The organism is Pseudomonas sp. RC3H12 (assembly GCF_018596375.1).
GTDB lineage: Bacteria > Pseudomonadota > Gammaproteobacteria > Pseudomonadales > Pseudomonadaceae > Aquipseudomonas.
In genome coordinates, this window is the sequence record NZ_CP075595.1 from 1,377,310 (window position 1) to 1,402,858 (window position 25,549).

Sequence of the window (25,549 nt, forward strand, 5' to 3'; positions counted from 1 at the left end):
GATCGGTTCTACGATGGCATGAATGCATTCATGGCTAGGTGGGATATTGCTTTGAGAGTCTTAGCTGGTCGGTGCCTTTGCACCACTGGTGCTCGCCAGCTCGAGTAATTTTGAGCCAAGAGCCTTGGCCTGGGTGGGGGTGAACGTGAAATCAATGCCTCCAACAGTGAGCATTATCATATTGGCGGGATCGACGCCTATCATAACTAGGTAGTTGTATGAGTCAGCGGAGCAGGTCTCTTCAGGAACATCAGGATTCGAGAAGAATGCCATTTCATAATCAAGTTTTTGCGATTTTGTTTTCAGGAATGTATTTATAGGTCGGTTCACAGCTTTTATCCGTCAAGAAGGGTTCTAATGAATAAAACGGTTGTTGCTGGAAAAACTTGAGTGGGTGACGAGTTTTTTATGAGTCTTGTTATTCATCGTGTTATGGCCGGCTGGTCAAGGAGCCAGTCGCCCATCATCAGAAAGTGTTGAAATGAATACAGTCTAAAATGCGTAATCTGCTTGCTCGACCCAATCGCCCGCTGGAGTATGTATGTGACAAAGCCTCCGAATCCTCGAATCAAGAAGGGCAGACCTGTCTCAATAAATGTCCATACCAATCCTTGCACAGGCGAGATTGTTCTTAGCCGGGGAGGAGCTCTAAAGGGGCTGCTGGAGTGGAGGCATAAATACGGTTCTGACGTTGTGAGCTGGTGGCGTAGCCGATACACCGTGAGCCTCAGTCAGCCTGTTACGTTGAGCTCTGACCTGATGTGAGGCCAGTAATTATCTGGATTAACGCCATGAGATCGCTGTACCCTTAGAGACATTTTACAGCCAATAGGATTCACACAATGTCGCGCCTTGCAGAGTACCGTCGCTTGGAACAGCAGCTCGCAGCTCAGCTCGCCGAGCTGGAGGCCTTGAAAGAAGACAATGGCCTCAAGGAGGAGATGGCGTTTGAAAGCAAGCTACGCGCACTCCTCGCTGAGTATGGCTACAGCTTGCGGGACATCATTAGCATTCTCGACCCACAAGCCCATAGCCGTCTGGGCGTGCCTGCGCAGCCAGCTAACACTCGTAAGCCGCGTGAGGTGAAAACTTACAAGAATCCACATACCGGTGAAGTCATTCAGACTAAGGGTGGTAACCACGCCGTTCTCAAGTCGTGGAAGAGTGAGCACGGCGCAGAAGCTGTAGAGACCTGGCGTCAATAAGCTCCTCAGAGGCCTCCTTCGGGAGGCCTTTTCATTTGAGCGCTGTTACGCTCTAAGTTTTGTGCGAAAAGAGATGCGGTAAATCTTGTCTAGAGCTTGCCACGTAGTACCAGAGCAGAGCAGCCAGCGCGGGCCATCAAACATCAGTCGGTCGCTCAGGCGGGGCCCTTTGTCCATGGATTTCGATGGAGATCGGGGCCACAGCCCAGGCCTCATCCTAGAGTTCGTAATGCTTTGCCATCGCGGAATTACTTCCGTCGATGGCGTACTCTGAAAAAACTCAGCGTTTGAGGGCTACTGACTGGGCTTCTCAGGAGTTCGTACAGAGCCTAGCGACTATTCAAGGTCTTCATCGACCTCTGCTTGCGGGCGAACCCAGCCATGGCCGCTGAAGAAGCTGAATACCTCCGAAAATTGGGTATGGGCTCCCTTGCGAACTGTCTCCTGGAAAAAGTCGTCAGTTGATTGATGACTTGGCAAGTCATGCGGCTCCGCGTCTCGAAGCAGTCCCAGTAGAAGACCCTCCGTCGCGGCAGCATTCCAGCACTGACTGTTACCCATGAGCGCACCTAGAAGAAGCTCTAGTTGTGAACGGTTGAGTCTTCCAGAGAACGGTGCAAGCAAGTTGCGGAAACGGATCTCAGACCCTCTGAAGCTTCCAGAATCGCTATAGCTCGAGACAGCCCGCTCCCACAGTTCTGTTATCGGGGAGGCACTAATCGCTTGTTCAAGATGAGTGTCACTCATGTCCTGGATAACTCTCAGCAGACCTTGACGCAAAGCGGGAACTGACACACCGGCGAGTGTCCGATAATCAGGCGTGTTCGCGGGATCAAAATTCGCGGCGGTTTCAACAAGCACGGTTTGAGTGGAGGGCTCCAGTTGCGACCAGAATGCTGGGAACGCCGCAAGCAACGAAATTGCCCGAGGGCGTGAAGCTGGCTCGGCGCTATCAATGAGTCTCAGGATTGCGGAACGGATATCTGGCCAAGCGTCAGGAACCCGATCACGCAGTGCGATCAGGGTGTGGGCAATTTTTTGCTGGTGCGCTTCCCACTCTGAGGGAACGCCTTTCAATAAGGATTTTCCCAGGATTGTGCCGAAATTTTGCACATTTGGCGTCTTGATGCGCTTCAAATACCGCTGATCCACGTATTCATAAATCTGGTCAGGGGCAGCCGGAAAACCTGTGGACTGTACGTCTAGGCTAAAGATGTCATAAATCGCTTTTCCTTGACGCGGCTCACGCGAAAGCACGCAATCAATGACATTAACGAGATGAAGCCTCACCAGTTCAGGTGAAGGTTCGAAAAGCTCAGCTTCAGCTGAGAATGCAGGGTGTGCGCATAGGTGTCGATCGTCGCGCATGCGTTGCAAATGGCGCTTGGCGATAGGATCAATGACCTGCGTGGTGTCTGTCGCGTGGTCGAGGATATCCGCCTCAAGGGTCAGTAATTTAGAGATATTGCCCGCAGCAGTGGCAGCATCCCATTGCTTGACGAATAGAGTAGCCGCTGCGTCCCCTTGAGCACTGATCTCACGATACTTGGCGATCAAATCATAGGCTAAAGCAACCCAGAGCGACGTGAGTGATCCCCGCAGGGCGCCGGCTTTGTATGCTTTGACAGAATCGAGAAAATAACGCTTTGAAGCGGGGTTTCGAATTCGTGTGACTAAAATGTCTAAATCTACAAAGCCAAAATCCATCTGTGTGCATGCTCCGTAGTACGGAAAGATAAGCTAGGTCACCTCAGCGAACCTTGCTTCAACAATAGAGCTAAATCGGCAGTCGACGACAAAGCACCTTCCGAGGACGCCGTTATTGGTACCTGCCTTGTGAATATCCCATGCCAGTAAAGGCGCAGCCATTGAACGATCGAATAATGGTCGGCAGCACGTCAGTATGATCGTCCTGCATTCGCGGCGAGTGTCCTGCCAAAAGCCGAGGCCTGTGGTCAAAAGGGGCATCGCGCATCGCCGGGAAGGTGTCTGCATTGGTAGCACTCCTTGATCCTCACAAAGTGGAAATTGCGCAGGTGGACTGACAAGCAGCCTGGGAGGTGAGGTCAGTGGTTGCTACGCTTCGAGAGGGGGGCATGCCCAGGCATACGCCTTGGCTCTTATTCCTTCGAGGTGGTTATGAAAAAGACACCTGACTATGAGGCTGGCTGGACGACGCCAACCGTCAATCCAGAAACGCTGAAACGCTGTTCTGGAGGAGCAGCGCGCAACCTGAGACTCAAGGCAGCGAATGGAGCGAGTGGGGTTTACAGCGCGGGCTTTACTGCAGGACTTGCCCATCTAGCCCCGCTGATAGAGGAATTTCAGCGAGAGCTGAGGAAAGCCCAGGCCATGAACATCGCGATGATGAAGCAGCTCGAGGCACTGAGCTCCACATCCCTCCTACGAGGCAGGCGCCGTACTTAATCTCGAGAGAGGTTCCTTGGACGGAGTGGATCGGAATGATGCTGGGAGTCCAGTCATCGATCACTGGTGATGCTCACCCGCAGGTGAGGGCAGAGGACATGTTAGTCCTCTGCCTGGGCTCGCTCTAGCTGTTGCGCGGCTTGTCAGCGTCGCTGCGCTTCTTCCGGATCTGTCCATCATCGTTACGTGAGCGGGGTTGCTCGCCACCGCCTGGCTTCGGCACGTTCACATTCTTGTTGATAGGGCGTCGGTCTGTCATGACGGTATTTCCTTCGTGAAGTGGACAAAGGTGAGATCGCTGAACAGCTGACCCAGAACCGCTGAAAACACATAATGTGGTGCATTCATCTAGGATTGAGCACAACATAATGCGCTTCGCTTTGCATCGCAATACAGTTAGCTAAGGTGATGAGCTAGCTGCGATCGGAAGCGTCTTGTTTTGTCGCGCTCTCAGCTGGAGAACATTTGTATCCTCTCGCGAAAGACAGTTCGCCCCTTCCATTTGAGTGCATTGGTTGCTTGGTGATAAGTCCTGGGTGAACAGTCGTTCTCGCTATGATGGCCTTTGTCTGCCCTCTAATTTTGGCTTCAGGGAGCGAACTGCTCATGACAACTCTTGCGTTGGCATCCTCTTAAGCAGTTGTGCATGGCTTGGGGGCGCCTGAGATGATGGGCGAGATTCCGATAACAGGATTCTGGGGCCGGCCACGACCAAAGGTTCATTACTACCCATGCAGGACGCGCTATCATCCGGCCATTAGCTCAAGAGGGGCCCTCTGGCCGGCCAATTCCGGCACTCCCTTGGGCGCTACGACAAGGAAGGTTGCGCATGGACGACATCGTTCAGCCCCTCACGGCCCAAGAAGAAATCCCGCCAAAAGAAGTGAAGATCCTAGCCACCCTCGTGGCTAAGCTGAACCTTGCGGACTTCCAGAACGCCATCCCAGTGATTCGGGAGCTCCGGATCTCGAACGAGACCGATGACCGTTTCGTCAACGCGACGTTGACCTTGACCTCCGAGCCTGAGGTGTTCAAGTCCAAGGTTTGGCGGATCGATGAGATTGCGGCAGACAGCTTCCGGATCATTCCGGGGCTCGACCTAGTGTTGGATGGCCCGCTGCTTAGTCGCCTGACTGAGGCTGAGCTCTCGACCTTCACCTTCATCCTCGAGGCTGATGACAAGGAAGCTGAAAGCGGTCGGAAAGAGGTTGCCCGGTATGAGCAAGTCGTAGATCTATTGCCTCGAAACCAGTGGGGCGGTCTGCGGCATATTCCCGATATGACGGCGGCATTTGTTCAGCCGAACGACCCAGCAGTCGAACGCTTGTTGAAGCAAACGGCGGAATTGCTTCGCCTTAGTGAGCTGTCCTCTTCACTAGACGGATATGAAGGTGGTTCCAAGCGCGCCTGGCAGTTGGCGTCGGCGGTTTGGAATGCTGTAGCACGGATGAAACTCGACTATGCATTGCCGCCGGCAAGCTTCGAGCAGTCCGGGCAGAAGGTGCGTAGTCCCAGTCAGATTGCTGATGCGGGGTTGGCCACTTGCATGGATCTCACTCTGCTGTTCTGCGCAGCCCTGGAGCAGATAGGCCTCAACCCGGTGATTGTTTTCACCCGGGGGCACGCCTTTGCAGGGCTTTGGATGAAGCCAGAGGAGTTCACCACTGCGCTTGTCGATGATGTGACGGCAGTGCGCAAGAGGGTGAAGCTACGAGAGCTGGTTCTGTTCGAAACCACGCTCATCACTCAGAACCCTGTTCCGTCCTTCTCTTACGCTGTAGAGAGAGGGGAGAAGCAGATTGCCGAAGACGCGGATAGCGACTTTGAGATGCTCCTGGATGTTCGTCGGGCTCGTCTCCAACGGATTAAGCCGCTTGCGAGTGCTGAAGCTCAGATTGCCCGGGTTGCTGAGGACGTATCGGATGATGCTCCTGTGCTCCTGGTTGAGGACGGTGCGGGTATCCCTGATGAAATCCTCGATGTAGTGGTCGAAGACCTCTCGAAACTCGACCCTGCTGATCGTCTCGGCCGTTGGCAGCGTAAGCTCCTGGACTTATCTCTTCGTAACAACCTGCTCAACTTCAAAATGGGCAAGCGGGCACTGAAGCTTGAATCCCCAGACCCCGGTGCACTTGAAGATATCTTGGCCAGCGGCCAGTCGCTGAAGCTGCTTACTCGGCCTGATCTTATGGATGGCGCTGATCCGCGTGAGCGCGCGTTGTACGAGCAGCGTGAGCGCGAGGACGTCCGTCGACGTCATGCAGAGGATGCCCTCAAGCGCAGAGAGGTGTTCGTTGCTCTGACCTCCAAAGAGATGGATGTTCGACTCACTGAGCTGTACCGAGGAGCTCGCACAGCATTGCAGGAAGGTGGATCGAACACATTGTTTCTGGCCATCGGTTTCTTGAGCTGGACACGAGAGGACAGGGCCGGTCAGAAGTACAAAGCACCACTCGTGCTGGTACCGGTCACTCTCGAACGTCGAAGCGCTCGTTCGGGATTCACTATGGTTCTGCACGATGATGAACCACGCTTCAATCCGACATTGATTGAAATGCTGCGCCAAGACTTCGAGCTTGGTTTGGGCGCTCTCGAGCATGAACTGCCGCGAGATGATTATGGCCTCGACATCGCCGGCATCTGGAACAAGGTCGGTCATGCCATTAAGGACATCCCTGGCTGGGAACTGAGCGAAGACGTCGTGCTTTCGATGTTCTCGTTTGCCAAATACCTCATGTGGAAGGATCTGGCTGAGAATGCCGAGCACCTTCGCCAGAGCCCAGTGGTGCAGCACCTTCTGGATACGCCTCGAGATTCGTTCGTTTCGGATACTCCATTCCCTGAGGCCGAGTCGCTGGATCGTGACTATGGCCCAACCGATGTCTTCTGCCCGTTGCCTTCTGACTCGTCCCAGCTTTCGGCAGTGATGGCTGCTGCCAAGGGCAAGGACTTCGTGCTCATCGGGCCACCTGGTACTGGCAAGAGCCAGACGATCTCTAACATGATCGCCCAGTCGATTGCTCAGGGGCGTCGCGTGCTGTTTGTCTCGGAGAAGATTGCTGCGCTGGACGTGGTCTACCGACGTCTGCGTGAGATTGGGCTGGGTGAGTTCTGTCTTGAGCTCCACTCGAGCAAAGCACGAAAAACTGATGTGCTTGCCCAACTGCAATCAGCCTGGGAAGCGAAAGGGCAGGTGGACTCCGCAGCATGGGAGGTTGAGGCGCAGCGGCTGGCCACGTTGCGCGACAGTTTGAACGTCTACGTTGAGCGTCTTCACCGGCGCCATCGGAACGGTTACACCATCTATGATGCGATTGGCACAGTCACCTCAGGTGGTGATGAAGCTGTCGCACCTGTCGCCTGGCCTTCACCCGATACGCATGACCAGAAGGCCATGCTCGACCTGCGCGAGTTGAGCGACCGACTCGAAGTTAATGCTCAGGCGCTGGGTTATGGTCAGCTTGTTGGAAATGCGCTGTCCGCTGTCGGCCAGGCCGAGTGGTCACCCCATTGGCAACAACAGTTTGTACAGGCTGCTCGAGATGTCTTGCCTGCTGTGTTGGATGTTCAGCGTTCCGCAGATCGTTTTGTTGAATTGTCTGGGCTCCCAGCTACAGAGCATACCCCGACTGCGCTTGAGGGGTTGTCAGTGCTTTCCCTCGCACTCCCTGCGGCAGCGGGACATGATTGGCGTTTTGTGTTGCGCCCTGATGCCCGCTCTATTTCACAGCGGCTGAGTGAAGGGTGCGCTTGGGTTGAGCAGCACCGTGATCTCACCAGCAAGCTCTCGGCCCTGTGGCCTTCGCGAGTTGTGACAGATGCTAGGCAGGGCATTGAGCTGCTGCAGCAGCGTCGTGCCACGTATGCTGAGCTGAGTGCAGCTTGGCCGGAGAGCGTCACGGAAGTCCTGGCTCAAGCGCTGACGCTGTTGGGCCAGGTAGCTGAGCATAAGCAGCATCTAAGTGTGTCCTACAGTGATGCAATTGAATCTCTCGACATTGATCTCTTGCTACGAGAGTGGAAGGAAGCTGAGGAGTCGTTCTGGCCAAAGTCTTGGTTCGGCAAGCGCCGCATTGCGGCTCTGTTGGCTCCAAGTCAAACCACGGCTGGCGAAGCCGATCATGGCAAAGATCTGGCGACGTGGTCTGAAATCCGCTCTGTACGCCGTGCTATCGATGAGCTGGAGCCGGGGCACGAATGCGTTGCGGTTTGGCAAGGTTCGAAGTCTGAATCCACGCATCTTTCGACAGCCATCAAGCTGCAAGAGGCTATCAGACTCCAACACGCTGACTCGGAGTGGATCGATGATGGATTCCAGGTGGTGGATCAGGGGCAGTTGGGAGACACGCTGAAGGAAGAGTTGCAGCGTCTTCGGACGTTGACTCGCCTTGATGCAGATCTGGTCGCGTTGTCCGATCTCAGCTCGAGCACTCATCAGCTTTGGAATGGCCAGGGTACCGACATCTCCATCCTCAACGCTGCGCTACGTTTCCAGGCCGAGCGACGGGATATTGAAGAGCGCGGCCGTCTGGTAGATGAGCATCCTGAAGTGGAAGATGGTCGATGCGGGACATTGCTTAAGGGTGACTTTGATCTGCTTAAGCGGCGGACTGCGGTTGAAAGAGATCTGTCTGATCTTGCTGACCTTCGCGAGCTGGTGCCTGTCTGGAGTGACCTGAAGACCAAAGTGGAGACAGCTCGTCAGGCGGTAGCATTCCAAGGACAGATAGCGACTGCTATTGCGAAGCTTGCTCTGAACCCGGAGCAAATCGCTGGTTACAAAGCGCCTCTGCAAGCGCTCTTGGGTGATGGCAACGCCTTGTTGGAGCCAGAGGGGGCAATATCCCTGGCAGGTGTTGCTTTGCGCGAAAAGCTCGAGTCGCTTAATGAGCGGTCGGTGCACCTGACTTCGATCGGCCACTTCACCGAAACTGGGATCGATGAAACAGCTCAGCTGTCATTGAGTGACCTCAAACTGAATTGCGAAACCGTAGTTTCTTCTGAGGCGCGTCTCAAGGCTTGGTGTTCCTGGAGAAAGGTACGCGATGAGGCCTTCTCCGTTGGCCTCGCTCCGATCATCCAGGCCATGGAGAACGGAGCGATTACCTCTGGAAAAGTCCGCCGTGTCTTCGAGGTGAATTATGCTCGCTGGTGGCTGAATACCACCGTGGATAACGAAGAAGTGATCCGGACGTTCGTCAGCGTCGAGCACGAGCAGCGCATTCGGGATTTCCGCGCACTGGATGACAAGTTCACCGAGCTTACCAAGGACTGGCTGCGTGCGCGCCTGTGTGCTGACCTGCCAAGTCAGGACAGCGTGAGTCGCTCTTCAGAGTGGGGCTTGCTGCGCCATGAGATGGGCAAGAAGACCAAGCACATTCCATTGCGTGAGTTGATGACGCGAGCACCAGAAGCGCTGACGAAGTTGACGCCATGCTTGCTGATGAGCCCGCTCTCGATTGCTCAGTACCTGCCGCCGGCTTCGACTCCGTTCGACCTGGTCATCTTCGATGAGGCCTCTCAGATTCCGGTCTGGGATGCGATTGGTGCGATGGCGCGAGGAAAGCAGGTTGTGATGGTGGGCGATCCTAAACAGCTTCCGCCGACCTCGTTCTTCGACCGTGCCGAGTCGACGGCTGATGATGAGGATGTCGAAGCCGATCTCGAGAGCATTCTGGATGAATGCATCAGCGCTAACCTGCCGATGCGCAACCTGAACTGGCACTACCGTAGCCGCCATGAGAGCCTGATTGCATTCTCGAACCAGCGGTACTACGGTTCGAGGCTGGTGACGTTCCCATCGCCGTTCACTGCTGACAAAGCAGTACGTCTGTGTCCTGTGGCGGGTGTGTACGACAAGGGCGGTTCTCGTACAAACCTGATCGAGGCCAGAGCGCTGGTCGCTGACCTCGTTGCTCGCCTTCAGTCACCAGAGTTCCGCGAAAGCCGGCGTACCGTCGGTGTCGTCACGTTCAACGGTGAGCAGCAGAAACTCATCATGGACATGCTGGATGAAGCATGCCGGAAGGATCCGATGCTTGAGTCCTACTTTGCTGAAACTGAGCTTGAGCCTGTGTTCGTCAAAAATCTGGAGAGCGTCCAGGGTGACGAGCGAGACGTCATCTACTTCTCGACTACTTACGGGAAGGATGCTGCCGGCGTGATGTCCATGAACTTCGGCCCGATGAACCGCCCCGGAGGCGAGCGACGACTCAACGTCGCAATCACACGTGCACGGCAGGAGCTGGTGCTGTTCTCGACCCTGCGGCCGGAACACATTGACCTCGCCCGAACGCAAGCCGTCGGTGTACGAGATCTGAAGCATTTCCTCGAGTTTGCCGAGCGAGGCCCTCAGGCGTTGGCGGAGGCAAATTACGGCAGCGTGGGAGGATTCGACAGCCCGTTCGAAGAAGCTGTAGCTGCTGCTCTGGCCAAAAAGGGCTGGCAGATCCATACCCAGATTGGCGTCTCCTCGTTCCGGGTCGATCTGGGAGTCGTGCACCCCGATGCCCCGGGGCGATTCCTGGCAGGAGTGGAATGTGATGGCGCTACCTATCACCGGAGTGCTACCGCGCGAGATCGAGACAAGCTACGAGAATTTGTACTGCGAGGACTTGGATGGGAGATCGTCAGGATCTGGTCGACCGACTGGTGGGTTGACGCTATTGGGACTGCTGAGAAAGTGCATCAACGTTTGGCGGAGCTGCTTGCTGAGTCCAGAGCCAAGCAAGCAGTCATCGATGCGGCACAAGAGGCTGAGCGGTTAAGGGTCGATGCTGCTATGGCAGAGGTGATCAACATAGTTGATGAGGTCACTGTAGTCGCTGTAGGAAGCGATGTTCAGGAGGCCAATGATCCTGAGGAGGCACTGCCAGAGCTGAAGTATGCTAGAGCGGCGGTCGTTCATTCTGCCGAGGAAGTAGTCACAGCCGCAAAGGTCGTGGAGCACTTGCTTTACAGAGAAGCCGACCCTAGCCAAGCGGTAGAGAAGGTTGATCCTGAGCAGTTCTTCGATCCAGGTTACACCTCAACCTTGGAGCGCATGATCGATCATGTCGTTGCTGAAGAGGGGCCAGTCCTAGATACCGCCGTTGCGAGACGTATCGCTCGAGCTCATGGCTGGGTGCGAACAGGATCGCGTATTCGAGAGCGCGTTGATGAGATCGCTCGGCAGCGATTCCGATCGCATGAGGAAGAACAAAGCGGTGTCTACTACTGGCCATCACATATGCAGTCGCAAGAGGGCTTGGCTTTCCGCAGGCCAGGAAACGATGACTCTGTGAGAGCACTCACTGAAATCTGTATTCAAGAGATCAGTGCTCTTGTTGAAGAGATGCAACTGCAAGGGCTCGAAGGTGAAGATTTGGTCGGTGCGGTAGCGAAAGAGGCCGGTGTGCACCGGAAGCCAGCGCATGCAGTTCGGTTGCGGATCGAAATGGCGATACGTCATCGAGGATAAGCAACACAATACAAACGGGGTGGGACTGAGAACGTCCCACCTCGTTTGAGTTCTAGCTCGGAATCGCCCTGCCTTGTGTTACCGCTCGTCTCTGTTTACTTCGACACAAGATGTTAAGTGGCCGACAAACCCTCCTAGAGCAGTGCTCAGCTAAGCACGGTGGCGTCGTTCCACAGCCCATCATAGGCTGCGATCTTCATTCCAGCGGTTTCATTGTCGATCTTGACCAGAGCGGTTGGGGATCGAGTAGCCAGCGCATTGAAAGACTGTCCGATACTCCAAGCCGTAGCACCATCCACGATGATGAGGCGGTCATGGAGCGAGCGCTGAGGCGCCAGGCGGATCTCTAGTGGGCGAGCGTCCGCATATTGAGCATTCCACCGACGCATTGCTGGGGCCAAGCCGGCCTTCACTGATTGGGCATCGGCGAGCACGCGAATGGAGATGCCCTCCCTGGCTTGCAGCACGTAATCGTCCAGCAAGCCGGCATCCGCGTAGGGGTCAATGATGAAGATGGACTGATTGGCTTCACCGAATGCCCTGGCGACCGCGCTCAGTGCTGTAAACGGCTCACCAGTGGGGATAAAGCCATTTCTTGCTGCTGCGGGAGCCTGTAATTCGGCTCTAGCGAGGGCCTGGTACAGGATGGCGGTCATTCGTTGAACTGCGGCGGGATGCCCTGGAACAAGAGGGTTGGTGGAAAGATTCTGTACAGTCGTCCGGAAGTTAAGCGCGTCCGTCAGGTCACCTGCAGCTTCGACTAAAACCGTGGCGCGCCCCAACCATTGCTGGCCCTGGGGAGTGTCCCAGCCATGATTTCTAAGGTCTGGCATGTCGGTGATAATTTGACCAAGTTGGATGTACAGAGCTTCAGCTGTGAGAGGCATCGATTTCGTCCGTTGAGCGTAGGTTCGTAGATTCCGTGCATTTTTCGTAAGCTGTCCGTAAGCAGTAATCGGCTTGACCAGGCCAGCAGAATCCATCTTTCCTGATTATGAACCACTGAGATGGTTAGATCACCAAGGGGTCTAAGCCAGCCGGGTATCCTGGCGGGGAAGTGTATATGCCCAGGAAATCGAACCTTCACTAGGCCTGCCCGTGCCCTCAGCTGCCGCCAACACCCACGTCCAAGCGCAGTAGACATCCCGAGTCAGGAGCATTCCCTAGCACCTCAAGCTTCAATGACTGGCGAGCGCTGGTGATGTAGAGGCTACGGCCGTTGTCGCCACCAAAGCACAAGTCGGTGGGCGAGGGCACTGGCAATCCGATCATGCGATCAAGGTTGCCGTCAGCATCGAAACGGGCAAGGCTCCAACCATCGTACTGTGTTGTCCAAACCCCGCCCTCAGCGTCCAAAGCTAGCCCGCTGAAGTTTCCGCCCCCAGGTGGTAGAGATGCGAGACGCCTTACCGTGCTGCTTCCAAGCTGCATCCGAAGGATGTTGCCGACACTGGAAGCTATGGCGTATACGGAGGTGCCTTCGGCGTTCCACTTGAAGCTCGTGATTAGCTCGTTGACGCTCCAGCCATTGCGTAATTCCCCTTCTGCGCTCAGCTCGCCTATGACGCACCCATCCGAGGATTTTGTGCAAGCCCACAGAGTACCGGAGGGATGTGTTGCCAGCGCGAGCAACCGGCTTCCGAGCATGTCCTGCATTGGGTGCTCAACACCATCCCAATCGAACAGCGACCAACCACCCGCTTGGGCTACCAAGAGGCCTTCCTTGCGGAGCTCCATTGCTGTGATGGGAAGGTCAAGTCGTACAAACAGTTGGCTGCGCTTTCCATCCCAGAAATGTATGGCAGGTGCCAGCGTGTCAGCCCAATAGAGTCTGTTGCTTTCAGAGCTCCAGCGCGGGAAAGCGCCGTGGAATGCCCATGGCCCAGGCAGAACTGTTGTCGCATTATCGGAGCGTGCCGAGGGAATAACTCGCAGTTGCTCGCCGACCCTCCTGCCTGCGTCGACTAGCTCTGGGCCGAGCAAGGTAAGCCGTTCAAGAGTCAGGCGATAGGCGGGGCCAGCTACGCTCAGGGCGCCCCGGACGGTTCCGTATTTGTCAATGATGGGGGCAGCTACACACCTGACACCCATCCGAATTTCTTCGTCGTCGATTGCATAGCCGCGAGCCTTGATAATTTGCAGTTCGGCCATCAACCGTCTGCGGTCGGTGATTGTCAGCGGGGTCAGAGGAGCGAGATTTCCATATGTTGGGAATTTCGATGTGAGCGCTGATTTGGATCACACCGCCTGGAGAAGCTATAACAATGTCCGTTATCCATAACTACTCAGACGCACACGAAAGCGTCTCAAGCAAGCAGGTTGAAGTCAGCGATGAGGTGCTGGCCAAGCTTGCTACTTGCAGCAGCGGCTCGCTGACCACTCAGCTTTTCAAGCGCGGCTTCCGCCAGCCTGCATTCGTAGGCCTGCGTTCTATGACTCGTGATGTGAAGCCTTTCCCAACTGGAGGGTGTGCAGGGACAACATTGACTATCATGGCGTTGACAGTACGGGCGTGCGCCTACATTTCTGAGCAGCGTAACAACAACCTCCTTTGATTGTCGGGAGGGATTGAAACTAGGCCGCTTCTGCGGCCTAGTTTTTTTGTGGCTGTAGAAGCAATCCTGGCTCCCTTTGCCCTGATTACGGCTTATGGCTCTAGGGTTTCCCTTCGCGCATCCCCGGTGTCAATAAGATGGCCAAAATCGGTGAATTAGGGGAAACTTGGGGGTATTTATGCAAGAGCACGACTGCCCATGAGCGCTGCTAAGACATCTCTCTTCGAGGAGATCCTTTCCCCTTCTGATCAGAATTCCCGCCAGGACAAGATCCTCGCAGCCGCAGGCCTCATGTTCATCCAGCATGGATTCGAAGGGGTCAGCATGGATGTGATCGCGAAGGCTGCAGGTGTCGCCAGGCAAACCCTCTACAACCGCTTCCCTGATGGCAAGGAGTCTCTTTTTGGCGCTGTGGCTGAGCGAATGTGGCAAGCCTTCCCTGTGATGAGCATCGCGAGTGATGAGGACGCGCTATCTGATCCTGAGGTGGGTTTACGCCGGATCGGCCTTGGTGTGGCGCAATTTTGGTCGCCGCCACTTGCCGTAGATTTTCTGCGACTGGTGATCGCGGAGGGGCGGCGGTTCCCACAGCTGACAAAGCGCTTTTTCGAAGTTGGTAAGACCCCGGCGGTTAGTGCCGTGCGCGACTACATTGCGGAGCTTGGGAGGCGAGGCAAGCTCCAGATCCATGATGCGGATCTAGCTTCTCAGCAATTCTTGGGGATGATCGATGAGACTGTGCTGTGGGTCAGAGTGATGGGGGATAACAGCGCTTTGCCGCAGGAGAAGATCGATCAAGTGGTCGACCAAGCCGTTGAGATTTTTCTGACGCACTATCAGGTGGCTTAGGTGAGAAATCAAAAGATGCGAAGTGACCAAGACCGCTTCGCATCACTTGAGATGACGGAATTTAGCTCATGTACCAGCCGCCATTTACGTTTAGCGTCTGGCCAGTGATGTAGCCATTTTGCGCCAACAGCACCACCGCATTGGCCACCTCTGCAACCTCCCCAAAGCGGCCTACTGGCAGTAAATCAGGCTTGATGTTGGGATTGCCTTTGATCATGTCGGTCTTGATCAGCGCCGGCGCGACAGCATTGGCAGTGATGCCTTCTTTGGCCAGCATTTGGGCGTAGCTATGCGCCAGGCCAATCATGCCTGCTTTGCTCGCTGCGTAGTGCGGGCCGATGACGCCACCCAGCTGCGCTGCGACTGAGGACATCATGATGATCCGGCCCCATCGCTTCTCACGCATCTTCGGGATCACCGCTTGGCTGAGCGAGAAGGCCGAGGTCAGGTTCGTGTGCAGCACAAGGTTCCAGTCGTCCATGGATATTCCGTCAAGAGGCTGGACTTTGGTGATCCCTGCGTTGTTCACCAGGATATCGATCTCTCCCAATTGCTCGGCAACTGTCTGCGCAATTCGCTCAGCCTCCCCGGGCTGCGTCAAATCACCTTGAACAGCTAAAGCATTTCGGCCTGCTTCCTGTACAGCGAGGACTGTCTCTGCAGCATCGCTTTCGGCGTTTGCATAGCTGATCGCGATGTCACAGCCGGCCTTGGCGAGGGCCACGGCGATTTCCCGGCCAATTCCCCGAGAACCGCCAGTGACTAACGCTACTTTGTTGGTGATATCGCTCATATTTATTGCTCCTCTATGTGGACGCCGCCCGTGCTTTGGCTGAAATTGAGCTTATGAGTAGAGCGGTCATAGCCAGCAGAACTGCTAGGCACACGAAGTAGCAAACACCGCTCCAGCCCAATATTGACCAGAGCTTTCCGCCTGCCATCGCACCGACCGCACCTCCCGCGAATGTCACGCTCATGTAGACCGTGTTCAGGCGAGCTCTAATACCTGGCTCGAGTCCGAAAATTCGCGCTTGGTTAGCCACCTGGCCAGTCTGCTGACCAAAGTCCAGGAGATTCACTGCGATGATCAGTGCAATGAGTGAGCTGCTCCCTCCTGTTAATGACATGATCACCGATGCCATCAATGCGGCCAGCGATAGCATGTTCAGCTTTGCGCTTCCCCAGCGGTCTACCAGTCGCCCTGCGTAGGGTGCTAGTAGTGCGCCTGGGGCACCCCATAGGCCAAATAGCCCTGCGGCTGCACTGCCCAGTGCAAAGGTGGGGGAGGCGAGGTGGAATGCGAGCGTTGCCCAGATCGCCGAGAACCCGGCGAAGGTACAAAAGCTCAACGTCATGGATAGTCTGAGCTCTGGAAATTTCAGCAGTGAAGGCAATGAGCGCAGCAGTTTTGCATACCCGATGCTGTTGGCCTTTTCTCGATGAGGCAGGAAGCGCGGCAGCATAAGCATCAGTCCTGCTACGAGTACCGCCTCAATTGCAAAAGGTGCTCGCCAGGATCCGAGATATTCTGCTGAGATACCAGAGAGAGTTCTGGATAGCAGGATCCCTAGTATCAGGCCTCCAGTGAGCTTACTGACGACCTGGCCGCGCTTGTCTGTATCGACGTAGGTGGTGGCCAAAGGAATAAGCACTTGCGCAACTACGCAGGTCACCGCTATCGAACCACTGGCGGCAATCATCACCGACAGCCCAGGGGCTGCAGTCATACCGATAAGGCCGGCAATGGTAAGTAGCATTAGCCAGCGGATGAGCTTGATCGGATTGGCACTATCAGCCAGCGGTACGACGAAAAGAATTCCCAAGGCATAACCGATCTGGCTAGCAACTGATATCAGCGAAGCTTTCTCGGGTGGTACTCCAAGAGACTGCCCGATCTGGGCAAGTAATGGCTGGCTCAGATAAATGTTGGCAACCATTACGCCACAGAGAATGGCGAAAACCGTCACAGCGCCGTGCGGAAGTGCCGGCGTCTCAGGTGTTTCGTCGATCACAGCGATTCCTGCTTGGCATCCAGCTCTGCAAACGTCTCGGAGGCAGCCTGCAAGGCTCCTATTGCCGTTGGCAAACCCGCAGCCATCGCGACTTGCACCAGTGCTTCGACGATCTCGGTTCTGGTCGCACCGTGACGCAGGGCTGCAGGAATGTGCATGCGTACAGCACCATAGCCAACCGGGCCCAAGGTGGCACAGGAAGAGATGATCACGAGCTCGCGAGTCTTCAGATCCAGTCCAGGTCGGTTGTAGATATCGCCGAATTCCATTTCCACGATGAGGCGTCCGAAGCCTGGCGCCATTGCATCAATGGTTTGAACGAAGTCGCTTGCTGAGACCCCGAGCGAATTCTCGAACATCTCCGCGCCGTCGCGGAACAAGTCGTCTCGGGTGGTGGGGGTGGACATGAAAGGTGCCTCTTTGAGTGAAGAGGCAAAATTAGACTGTACAGTCTAGTCTAGTCAAGTGGATTTCTTCGGAACCACTTTAGCCTCGGTGCCCGGGGGCTCTACTGCAGCGCTTGCTGCAAATATCCTGCGAGCGCAGATCATGCTTCGGGTTCGGATCCATGAAACCATAGGTGGAGCAGAAGACGACTCAAAAGGAGTACAAATGTGCTCTTGCCCAAAGAATCATTTGTGACCAACACGATCTTCAGGCGCATGCTTTCGCTATGTTAATGTGCCATCACGCAAACGGTAGGGAGCATCGTGATGAGTTGGAAAGGGACAATGCGGTCGTTGCAGGCTTCGGCCAGACGAGCTGAGCGCAACGCTCATCGTCGACAGCGCGAGCTTGAAAGACGCCAGCAAGAGTTCGCCAAAATGGAGGCTCTGGAGCAGGCTGCTTATGAGGTTGAGGTGTACGAGAACCACATCGACATCCTCCTCTCAATGCACAAAGAATGCGCCGAGCCGGTTAAGTGGAAAAAGATATTTTCCAAGCCTGAGCCCAAGCAGCCATTGAAAAGCGGGGCCCTCGAGCAAGCGGCAATGCATGCTTCTGCCACCTATAGGCCTAACTTTTTCGCCAGGCTATTCAAACTGGAAAAACGGCAGCGTGAGGTTCTGCTGGCGAAGATTGCCAGTGCAGCCGCTGAGGACGAAAAAGTGTTTCAGGCGGAGTTTGAGGAATGGCGCACCACCCATTCCGATTGGGCAGAGGAACGCGACATCGCTCTCCGGATTCTCGATGGTGACCGCCAAGCAAAGCTCGATGCTATTGAAGCCTTCGAGTCCTTCGAAGAAATTTCCCACCTGGGCTCATCGATTCAGATGATCGTTCACGAGGGTGGGGTTTTAGAGGCGAAGCTGGCCATCCACGGTTCGCATGTTATTCCCACGGAAATCAAGTCGCTTCTCAAGAGTGGCAAGCTCTCGACCAAGGCGATGCCAGCCGGACGTTTCAATGAGCTTCATCAGGATTACGTCTGCAGTTGTGCTTTGCGCGTAGGCCGGGAACTACTGGCCATCCTTCCAGATGACCTGGTTGTCGTCACTGCAATGGATACCCTGCTGAACAGTTCGACAGGGCATATGGAGGATCAGCCTATCCTCAGCGTAGCGTTCTCGCGGGCCACGGTTGAGCGCCTTAACCTCGAGGCGATTGACCCGTCGGATGCGATGAAGAACTTTGTCCACAACATGAGCTTCAAGAAAGGTTCCGGTTTTGCAGTTGTCACTGCCCTTGACCCTCAACGGTTCGCGGTACCAGTGTCGGGGGTGTCATGAGAGGAGCCATAGCGGCATTGATTGGTTGCTTAGCATCTCTGGGGGCCGTAGGCGCTTACGCCGAATGTTATGGCGAAGGGGAGTACATGGTGTGCTCTGACGTTGATACCGACTCTGATGGCGATGTGCATGCCCGCTCGTGGGACACCCAAGGCAACACCTATCACCTAGACACGGAAACCCGCCCTTACCTCAACGGTCACGTCGTCGAATCGACAGACAGCGAGGGCAACAGCTATTCAATCAAGTCGTGGACAGATAGCGGTGGCTCACACACAGAGGATAGTGAAGGCAACGTCTGCACCATCACTCCTACAGGGCAGATGATTGGTTGCGGACAATGATTCGGCCTATGCAAGCAGAATCGAGGTTTCAGGGATGTTAACAGCTGTCCTGCATGGTAAAGCTGGTCGCGTGGAGATTGAGGGGCGATCAATAGGTTGGCGCGAGCTATTTCGTAAGCGGGAAGATCTACTTACCGGGGTGCTGTTTGGGCGTCTCTCCTATCTATCTGACCAAGCTCACGACGAGGTACTCAGCCTATTGCTCGGTGCGGATATTGCCAAGCCTCTTGGCAGGCTCCAGGCGATTGAATTCTGGCCTAAGTTGGGTGCCGGCAAGCGTAAAGGATTTGTAGAGCCTGATGTGCTCATCGACTACTCGGAGCATCGTGTGCTGGTAGAAGTAAAGCCACCACACTCAGGTGCCCAACGTCTTGGCCAGTGGCGTGCAGAGGTCGAAGCCCTATTGCTTGAGGAGGATGAGTCGAGACCAGTGGTGCTTCTCGCGTTGGGTAGAAACTCGAATCATTCGAGCACTTGGGCGGCATCTCTTCAAGAGGAGTTCATCGATGCAGGCTTACAGGTTGTCTGTCGAGAATGGCAAGAGGTGGTGCGTGGGCTGGCGCCGATCCTGGCGAGGGCCGAGGAGAGAGATTCACGGATCCTGCAAGACTGGCTTGAAGCTTTTGGCCTGTTCGGTATGACGAACGAATGTGCACCATTCCGCGACCTTCTTGATCTGCTATCACCGAAAGGTCAACTCGATACCTCCTTTGATGTACTTGGGGGATGGAGAGCTGTGAGCGCCTCTCAACTCGCATTGCCCACAATCGATTGGCAATCCTTAATGCCGTTAGTACATGCTTTTGAGTCGGATGAAAGAAAATGGAAATGAATCGTGATGAAGTGGGTCTGCTCGTAAATCAGGTGCAGCGCTCGCACCGACTGCTCGCGGGCTTTTATAAAAGGATCCTGCCGTCATTCGACGAACTAGCAGCCAAATTCGGTGGCACATTCTGGCTCTGGGAGCCCATTGATTTTGAGCGTCCCTCTCGGTCAGGTACTCGACCATCCCGAAAGTGGGCTTGGGACTATTTACCGTTGATGAATGCCAAATTTCTGTACATCAGGAATGATGGTGAGCAGCCTGCTATTTTAGAATTTCACCTTCATACCGAGCCTGCGGTTCTCAAACCGAATCGTACAGGTAGCGGACAGCCCGACCCGCTGAAGCTCGAGGAGAAGACGCCGAACGTCAGGGTCTATGCCTATTGGCTCAAGAGCGGGGCGCAGGCTGATGTTCAAGAGGAGTGGCGAGAGGCGGAGTACCCAAGTGGTGAAGCTCTTTCTCGGTCGGCGCTCACTGAGGCGCTGGAAGGGACATGGTGGGATGTGGAGCTCGCGGACTTCATTTCCTCGCCAGATCAAACAGTTGAACTGCTCAGCAGGTTCGTCACCTACCCGACCCTATGAGCCGAGAAGAAACTCAAGGCGTGAAGTTTCGGCTTCGCTGATCTCCTTGGTCAGTCAATAATTCGTAAAATTCGCCCCTCGTAGCCGAGCATCGAGAAATGCGGCTCTGAAGTCGGCTCCCGGATGAGAAAATAGAGGACAGGTGTGGCTAGATGAGTGTGGTGCTGTGATCGTGAACCGAGTCGACTTGGGATTGGAGACGTTGATTTGGACGATGGCTCTGCAGCACCTTGGACGCAATGGTCTCCTGGAGGCAGTAGTCGATCTGTGGAAGGAAGCGGCGCCACCGGTCAAGCAAACAGTTGAGTACCTTGAATGCGCTAGGGTTGGCCAAGCGGTGCTAGATGTCGTTAGGGATGCACAAAAAGCGGTTGGGGCATATGTGCCCTTCAGGCAGGGCACCCCGCATCAGGTCATCCTCTATTCGCTCCACGCTCAGCACCTCAGCCATGGATTGATGCACCGCCTGCCGATCAATGAGCTCCCCCGGCCGCTCCAGATACTCGTGCTGGAAAACGACATGGGTGTTTAGACCTCTGCACTTGCCCCGGTACCGAGATTGAACCTAGGCAAGCTCACCGTACATCTTCAGGGCCTTTCTCAACGTTTTGTAGATGTGCTCCCGCAGATATCCAGGCTCCAGAACTTCGATCTCGTCGGCGTTACTCATCAAGAACAGGCGCAGCCCTTGTGTGTCTTGGATGGAGCACTTCAAGATGGCACCCATTTCGGTGGCTACGATCTTCTGGGTTTCGCTCAAACGATTTTCAATGAGTCGGTTCAGGAGATTAGGCTCCAACCTCAGCACGAGATCGATCGCATCCTTGCCGTGCACTGTCATCAGGTCTTTTTGCACCGCGAATGAATCGAAGCGGTAATTCTCAGGTTCCGGAATGACGAGAAAAACGGTGTGAACACTGACCACTCTGTGCAGCATCAACACGCAGGTCTTTCCAGGGCCGTTACTGCTGTATTTGCCCCGAGAAGCTCCTGGCTCAAGTGGCTCGCCGCTTGGCCATTCCTCTGACTCCACGTAAGCGGAGAGGTAGATATTCGAGTCTTGGAATGAGAGGGCGAGTGGTTTCAGCACATAGGTGCATTCCGCTTCATCTGCATCGCGAGGCTTGTACACCATGCTGAGGCTTTCGCCGCTCAGGAGTGCCTTCTGGATAGTGTCCAGATGAGCTGGATCGTAGAGGCCAGGGAGGAGGGTCATGAAGCGCGTGCCGGATGTGATACGCCCTTGCGCTATCAGATCTTGTTCTGAGTTGCGAGTGATCACGCCCAAAGCATAGTCACGCAGCTTGACCAATTGCTCGGTCACAAGCTTGAAGCCAAAGCGTTCGGAATGCTGCAGCATCGCGAGGAGGGTCATCGACTCGGTCGGTGACAGTACCAAATCAAGGCTCACATTCTTGTGCAGCGTCCACTTGAACGACTTTTGGCCCTTAGGTTTCTCACCGACGACCTGCTGATCTTTGGCCAAGGCTCCAAGATCACGCCGCGTTGTTTTGATGTGATGGAGCTGCTCAGCCCATTCGGTTTGCATGGCATGCAATTCCTCCGTAGTCAGCGGAGCTCGAGCACGGTGCAAAATCTTCATTAGTATTCTGCGCCGCATGTCTTTTCGCTTTATTTCGCTCACAGCCGATACTCAGGGACAAAAAGTGTACCTATTGTCCTGCAGTATCGCTTTGCCAGCAACGAACCTTTCCTGGAGCGCTAATGAAAGCCAAAGTGACCCGTCGCACCTATCCCCTATACAAGCAACGTGCTGAAGTGAAAGCCTTCATCGAGTGGCTTGCTCAGCACCTCGGTTTGAATCAACCGCTCACGCATGAGTACCTTAACCGGAAGACGGGTAAGCATTGGCAGTTCACCGACCTGTACGACGCTTACAAGCAGTACGAATGGCATCACCCCGGTGTCCCTCATCTGCAGGTCAGCGCCGGAAGCTGCGCTGTCAGCAATGAGCAAGCGTTGGATGCTTTGAGCACGGATCTCCTGACTGCGACCTGCGATTCCACGATGCTACAAGGAGCGAAAGCCACGATGTCCTGGGGTGGTGTCTCGGCTCGCAACAATCAGTGGCTTGAGGACAATCAGAAAGGCTTGGCCACGACGATCGACCTGGTTGCTCAAGTGCTGAGAGTTGGAGACCTCGACAGCCCTCAGTTCCAGAAAAATCTCCGCTTTAATGCGGGGATGACCAAGGTGTACTCGCTGATCTGTCAGGATTTCATCATCTACGACAGCCGCGTAGCCGCAGCCCTGGGCATGCTTGTACTCATCTATTGCAAGGAAAAAGGTCTTCTTGCTCTACCTGATGGCCTGCGTTTCCCTTGGGCTCCAGCGAAGGAAGGCGAGAACTCCGCCGCCCCTAAGCGTCGAAATCCAAGCAAGGGCGACGCATTCAAATTCCCAGGCTTGCGACGTGGGCACCATCACGCGATTTGGAACATGCGCGCGAGCTGGGTCTTGAGTGAGGTCTTGGCCCACCCCTTGGCGGCGACCAGCCCGTTCCACAGCGAGGGTGCAAATGCACTGCGCCGGCTCGAGATGGCGCTATTCATGGTCGGTTACGATCTTGGCACCGAGGCAGCCTGAGCATCCATGAGCACCGCTATGGAAATCAGAAGTTTGATCATCGAACTCATTGGGAGTGGTGTATCGGACGCAGCGCTGAGAGTTTCGCTCAAGCAAAGATCGACGTGGCTGGCCGCAGACCGGATCGATGAGGCTCTGCAAGATTTGCAGCACACTGGCGTGATCACTGGCGCTGGAGGAATGTGGCTTCCAGGACATGCCGAACTCATGGAGTGCTATAACCCAGAGATCGTGGAGCAGTTGCTTAACCCAGGTGAGTTCGTAGAGGTTGATGTCGATCAACTGATCGCGGAGCTCGAAGCTATGCTCGTTAAGGCTCGATCCAAGTAGGGTACGTCAATCAGCGAAAGACATTTCCGTCTGCAGTGGGCTTGGCATAGCACCAAGCCGGGATGCTCGGTGACTTTTCCGTCGAAGAAGTACGCCGAGCTCTTTGGCTTGGGCTGTGTGCTCGTTTATGCCGTGCGTAATACCATCGATCTGGAGAGCTGCCAGCTCTGCCTGCACCCTCAAAAGCAACGCATGAGCGGGCTCTCCTGAGTCTTCACTCAGCGTCAAAGCCAGAATCGTCAGCGGATTGAGATCTAGGCGTCGGCTGAGCTGTTCAAGCTTGTCCAGGGTAATGCTTGATTTCCCTAGCTCAAGCTTGGATAGGTAGGTACGACTCGCGGTGTCAGCGAAGTCGTTTTGAGTGACGTTTCGCTTCTGGCGAACAGCCTTGAGCACACTTGCAAAAGATGTCTTAAGACTCATTCCTTCGTCTCGTTAACCCAGTTTTTTCAGTCGTCGCTTCGCGGACATCTAATGCGGCCAAGATGATTTCTTCATCTACTACCGTCAAGTCCTTTGCCCAAGCGTCCAAGCTGTATCACCCGGTCGCTTGGAGAGGGAATATCCAGAGCCGTTCGGAATATGGTGAGTTATCTCGTAGTCACGCCAGTCCCTCATCGCTCTGGTGTCGATCACCTGCGGTCTACGTTCGAGCAGCCAGGCAACGGCGTTCAGAAATTGCCCGTGGGATAAGGTAGCAATCAGTTGAGCCGGATGTTCGTCGAGACGGTCAAGGAAGGATTGAGCTCGAGCCAAAAAATCAGCGAATGATTCTGCACCGGCGCCATCAGAAAAGGATGGGTCTGATCTCAACCAGAAGGCGTCGACCCATGAGCGTCTATCAGCAAGGGTTGTGTTAACGCAGCGAGCTGGCTCGAGATAAGTAAATTCGTGGATCGGCCATGTCTCCACAATGGCGGTGGGGAACGCTGATGCCGTAACCGCTGCGGTTGCCTGGGCCCGGGAAAATGGTGATGCTATGATCAGCTCGGGCGCTTCGCTAAATGACCGCGCCACTTGGTGCGCTTGCTCAACCCCTTTCAACGTGAGGGTAATACTCGCGTGATCTTGAGTGGCGTGGCCCGCATTTGCAGCGCTTTCGCCGTGACGGATGAGACGGACACGTTTCATTGAGACGCCTTTGCTATGTTCTTACTGCGGTCAGCCCTGATGATGCTAGAGCGAGGACACCGATCGAACAGTCGTCAGCAGATTTAACGGCAAAAGAGTTCTCAAGATTTTTTGTCAGTGCAGCCCGCATCTCCTTTGGGGATGCTGTATTGCACCAGGAGAGAAGCTTGCGGATCGCTGGTACCGCAGGCGACTTATCGGCTCTCTTGTAGAGGCTTTCTGCAGTGCCATCACTCATCACTACAAACCCCGAACCTTGGCCACTGCTTCCACGATAAAGCCTGAAGTGGTTCTCGACTTTGTAGTCGGTCATGAAGAATGTCGTGTTGGCATACTCACCGTTATCGGGGTGGGACATGACCGCGACATCGCCATCGTCCTGTTGGTGGATGATGCAGCCATCCCCCACATGGCCAGCGAGAAATCTCCCTTTGGAGTGGGCGACGAACATCAACGTGCTGGCCAATTCAGAGAGCTCGCAATCGAGCTTCTGCGCTTGATGCTCCAATGCCGATCGGCAGCAACCAATCAGTTCGCTCGACACTTCAGCAGGGCTCACATCGGAAATTTCCCACAGCTCATCGAAGCGCTTCGCAAGGGCTCGTGTAACCGCTTTGACGACGGAACGAGCTCCGTAAGCAGAATGCTTTTTAGACCCCGCCCCATCGGCTAGAGCGATGCAGGCAAAGTCATCTTGGATGCGGGTCGCAGCATAGTCTTGGCATGGCGTATTGGTCTTGGAATGCGACCGGCCAGCGATGTGCCCGCAGGATGCCCGATAGGTGTAGCTGCGATCCGCGTCACACATGACTTACGCCTGTCCCCACGCATCGATGCCGGCAATGTCCAGCGTCACTGTCTCACCTGGAGTCGACTGCGAAGCTCTGGAAACGCTGCGGCTCAACCAGAGGAAAAACTCTCTGAAGTTGAGGCCTTTCAGTCGCAGAGGAGGTCGGCCGGGGGACAGCGTTGCCAGCTTTTCCATGTTAGCCGCAGTACCGATCGCAATCGGGAACACGCTCAGCTTCCTGCTCTGGCACAACGCACGAATGCGATCGCCAGCGAGGCTAATATCGTCTGTGGGTTCGCCGTCAGTCATGATGACCATCCAAGGCTGGAAGTAATCAACCCCGGCGCGCTGGTAATCCGCTTTCCTTGCTTCGAGCAGATCCAGAGCAAGGTTGACGCCTTGGCCCATCGCGGTAGTGCCATCAGCAACCAGAGCTGGTACGTCCTGGCGTCCGATAGCCATGAACTCGACCGTCTGCTTGGCTTCGCTGCCGAAGGTCACAATACAGATCTCAGCTGCATACTGGGCCACCTCGTCTTCGAGGATGGCGTCGTAAAACATCTTTACCCCTGCCTGCAGCTCCCGGATAGGCTCCCCAGCCATCGACCCACTTACGTCAAGCACTAGGCAAATAGGTACTCGGGCGGTCGGGTTATCTACGAGGTCTTCTTGGCTGAGGATGTAATCGTCGTTCACATTG

The 25,549-nt window shown here is 55.1% G+C and carries 23 protein-coding genes; 11 read left to right on the forward strand and 12 right to left on the reverse strand.

Annotated elements, in window-relative coordinates; all coding sequences use genetic code 11:
- Nucleotides 1-60 precede the first annotated feature (60 nt).
- Nucleotides 61-330 carry a hypothetical protein gene (locus KHO27_RS06480; RefSeq protein WP_214501422.1) on the reverse strand — a complete coding sequence of 90 codons (270 nt, stop codon included), beginning with the start codon at nucleotides 328-330 and terminating at the stop codon, nucleotides 61-63.
- Between the two features lie 207 nt (nucleotides 331-537).
- Here KHO27_RS06480 and KHO27_RS26520 point away from each other — a divergent pair, with 207 nt between their 5' ends.
- Together KHO27_RS26520 and KHO27_RS06485 are read left to right on the forward strand one after the other, a co-directional pair.
- Nucleotides 538-765: a hypothetical protein gene (locus KHO27_RS26520; RefSeq protein ID WP_502937648.1), complete on the forward strand. Its 228-nt coding sequence runs from the start codon at nucleotides 538-540 to the stop codon at nucleotides 763-765.
- A 77-nt stretch (nucleotides 766-842) separates the two neighbouring features.
- Nucleotides 843-1,205 (forward strand): histone-like nucleoid-structuring protein, MvaT/MvaU family, encoded by a 363-nt coding sequence (locus KHO27_RS06485; protein WP_214501423.1) that lies wholly within the window; start codon nucleotides 843-845, stop codon nucleotides 1,203-1,205.
- A 336-nt stretch (nucleotides 1,206-1,541) separates the two neighbouring features.
- Here KHO27_RS06485 and KHO27_RS06490 read toward each other — a convergent pair whose 3' ends face one another.
- The gene (locus KHO27_RS06490; RefSeq protein WP_214501424.1) at nucleotides 1,542-2,912 is read right to left on the reverse strand and encodes a hypothetical protein; all 1,371 of its coding nucleotides are present in this window, start codon (nucleotides 2,910-2,912) and stop codon (nucleotides 1,542-1,544) included.
- Nucleotides 2,913-4,461: 1,549 nt separating this feature from the next.
- Between KHO27_RS06490 and proA the strand changes: the two genes are divergently transcribed.
- Complete coding sequence (gene proA / locus KHO27_RS06495) at nucleotides 4,462-11,091, forward strand: anti-phage protein ProA (RefSeq protein WP_214501425.1); 6,630 nt, start codon at nucleotides 4,462-4,464, stop codon at nucleotides 11,089-11,091.
- Between the two features lie 146 nt (nucleotides 11,092-11,237).
- Here the strand turns inward: proA and KHO27_RS06500 are convergent, their stop codons facing one another.
- Together KHO27_RS06500 and KHO27_RS06505 are read right to left on the reverse strand one after the other, a co-directional pair.
- Complete coding sequence (locus tag KHO27_RS06500; protein ID WP_214501426.1) at nucleotides 11,238-11,978, reverse strand: phospholipase D-like domain-containing protein; 741 nt, start codon at nucleotides 11,976-11,978, stop codon at nucleotides 11,238-11,240.
- 217 nt (nucleotides 11,979-12,195) lie between these two features.
- Nucleotides 12,196-13,278: an SMP-30/gluconolactonase/LRE family protein gene (locus KHO27_RS06505; RefSeq protein WP_284731307.1), complete on the reverse strand. Its 1,083-nt coding sequence runs from the start codon at nucleotides 13,276-13,278 to the stop codon at nucleotides 12,196-12,198.
- 77 nt (nucleotides 13,279-13,355) lie between these two features.
- Here KHO27_RS06505 and KHO27_RS06510 point away from each other — a divergent pair, with 77 nt between their 5' ends.
- Together KHO27_RS06510 and KHO27_RS06515 are read left to right on the forward strand one after the other, a co-directional pair.
- Nucleotides 13,356-13,646, forward strand: a complete 291-nt coding sequence (locus tag KHO27_RS06510) for an RraA family protein (protein ID WP_250888419.1) — start codon at nucleotides 13,356-13,358, stop codon at nucleotides 13,644-13,646.
- A gap of 198 nt (nucleotides 13,647-13,844) precedes the next feature.
- A complete protein-coding gene (locus tag KHO27_RS06515; RefSeq protein WP_214501427.1) occupies nucleotides 13,845-14,495 on the forward strand; it encodes a TetR/AcrR family transcriptional regulator in 651 nt (216 codons plus the stop codon).
- A gap of 61 nt (nucleotides 14,496-14,556) precedes the next feature.
- Here the strand turns inward: KHO27_RS06515 and KHO27_RS06520 are convergent, their stop codons facing one another.
- The 3 genes from KHO27_RS06520 to KHO27_RS06530 are packed head-to-tail and all read right to left on the reverse strand — an operon-like array spanning nucleotide 14,557 to nucleotide 16,914.
- Complete coding sequence (locus tag KHO27_RS06520) at nucleotides 14,557-15,288, reverse strand: 3-oxoacyl-ACP reductase family protein (protein ID WP_214501428.1); 732 nt, start codon at nucleotides 15,286-15,288, stop codon at nucleotides 14,557-14,559.
- A gap of 13 nt (nucleotides 15,289-15,301) precedes the next feature.
- A complete protein-coding gene (locus tag KHO27_RS06525; RefSeq protein ID WP_214501429.1) occupies nucleotides 15,302-16,507 on the reverse strand; it encodes an MFS transporter in 1,206 nt (401 codons plus the stop codon).
- On the reverse strand, nucleotides 16,504-16,914 hold the full coding sequence (locus KHO27_RS06530; RefSeq protein WP_214501430.1) for a carboxymuconolactone decarboxylase family protein: 411 nt from the start codon (nucleotides 16,912-16,914) through the stop codon (nucleotides 16,504-16,506). The genes KHO27_RS06525 and KHO27_RS06530 overlap by 4 nt, the downstream gene beginning before the upstream one ends.
- 306 nt (nucleotides 16,915-17,220) lie before the next feature.
- Here KHO27_RS06530 and KHO27_RS06535 point away from each other — a divergent pair, with 306 nt between their 5' ends.
- The 4 genes from KHO27_RS06535 to KHO27_RS06550 all read left to right on the forward strand — a co-directional run bounded on the left by KHO27_RS06535 (nucleotide 17,221) and on the right by KHO27_RS06550 (nucleotide 20,523).
- Complete coding sequence (locus KHO27_RS06535; RefSeq protein ID WP_214501431.1) at nucleotides 17,221-18,237, forward strand: hypothetical protein; 1,017 nt, start codon at nucleotides 17,221-17,223, stop codon at nucleotides 18,235-18,237.
- 378 nt (nucleotides 18,238-18,615) lie between these two features.
- Nucleotides 18,616-19,413, forward strand: coding sequence for a hypothetical protein (locus KHO27_RS06540; RefSeq protein ID WP_214501432.1), 798 nt, complete (start codon nucleotides 18,616-18,618; stop codon nucleotides 19,411-19,413).
- Entirely contained in the window at nucleotides 19,410-19,991 is a 582-nt protein-coding gene (locus KHO27_RS06545; RefSeq protein WP_214501433.1) for a PM0109 family protein, read from the forward strand. The genes KHO27_RS06540 and KHO27_RS06545 overlap by 4 nt, the downstream gene beginning before the upstream one ends.
- Before the next feature lie 172 nt (nucleotides 19,992-20,163).
- The gene (locus KHO27_RS06550) at nucleotides 20,164-20,523 is read left to right on the forward strand and encodes a hypothetical protein (protein WP_214501434.1); all 360 of its coding nucleotides are present in this window, start codon (nucleotides 20,164-20,166) and stop codon (nucleotides 20,521-20,523) included.
- Nucleotides 20,524-20,556: 33 nt separating this feature from the next.
- Here the strand turns inward: KHO27_RS06550 and KHO27_RS06555 are convergent, their stop codons facing one another.
- Entirely contained in the window at nucleotides 20,557-21,540 is a 984-nt protein-coding gene (locus tag KHO27_RS06555; RefSeq protein ID WP_214501435.1) for a helix-turn-helix transcriptional regulator, read from the reverse strand.
- 176 nt (nucleotides 21,541-21,716) lie between these two features.
- Here KHO27_RS06555 and KHO27_RS06560 point away from each other — a divergent pair, with 176 nt between their 5' ends.
- A complete protein-coding gene (locus KHO27_RS06560) occupies nucleotides 21,717-22,598 on the forward strand; it encodes a hypothetical protein (RefSeq protein WP_214501436.1) in 882 nt (293 codons plus the stop codon).
- 6 nt (nucleotides 22,599-22,604) lie between these two features.
- Nucleotides 22,605-22,928, forward strand: a complete 324-nt coding sequence (locus KHO27_RS06565; protein ID WP_214501437.1) for a hypothetical protein — start codon at nucleotides 22,605-22,607, stop codon at nucleotides 22,926-22,928.
- Nucleotides 22,929-22,934: 6 nt separating this feature from the next.
- On the opposite strand, the gene KHO27_RS06570 is transcribed toward KHO27_RS06565, so the two are convergent.
- The 4 genes from KHO27_RS06570 to KHO27_RS06585 all read right to left on the reverse strand — a co-directional run bounded on the left by KHO27_RS06570 (nucleotide 22,935) and on the right by KHO27_RS06585 (nucleotide 25,545).
- Nucleotides 22,935-23,351 carry a helix-turn-helix domain-containing protein gene (locus KHO27_RS06570; RefSeq protein WP_214501438.1) on the reverse strand — a complete coding sequence of 139 codons (417 nt, stop codon included), beginning with the start codon at nucleotides 23,349-23,351 and terminating at the stop codon, nucleotides 22,935-22,937.
- An 84-nt stretch (nucleotides 23,352-23,435) separates the two neighbouring features.
- Nucleotides 23,436-24,059: a histidine phosphatase family protein gene (locus KHO27_RS06575; protein WP_214501439.1), complete on the reverse strand. Its 624-nt coding sequence runs from the start codon at nucleotides 24,057-24,059 to the stop codon at nucleotides 23,436-23,438.
- A 13-nt stretch (nucleotides 24,060-24,072) separates the two neighbouring features.
- Nucleotides 24,073-24,867, reverse strand: a complete 795-nt coding sequence (locus KHO27_RS06580) for a PP2C family serine/threonine-protein phosphatase (protein ID WP_214501440.1) — start codon at nucleotides 24,865-24,867, stop codon at nucleotides 24,073-24,075.
- 3 nt (nucleotides 24,868-24,870) lie between these two features.
- Nucleotides 24,871-25,545 carry a VWA domain-containing protein gene (locus KHO27_RS06585; protein WP_214501441.1) on the reverse strand — a complete coding sequence of 225 codons (675 nt, stop codon included), beginning with the start codon at nucleotides 25,543-25,545 and terminating at the stop codon, nucleotides 24,871-24,873.
- Nucleotides 25,546-25,549 lie beyond the last annotated feature (4 nt).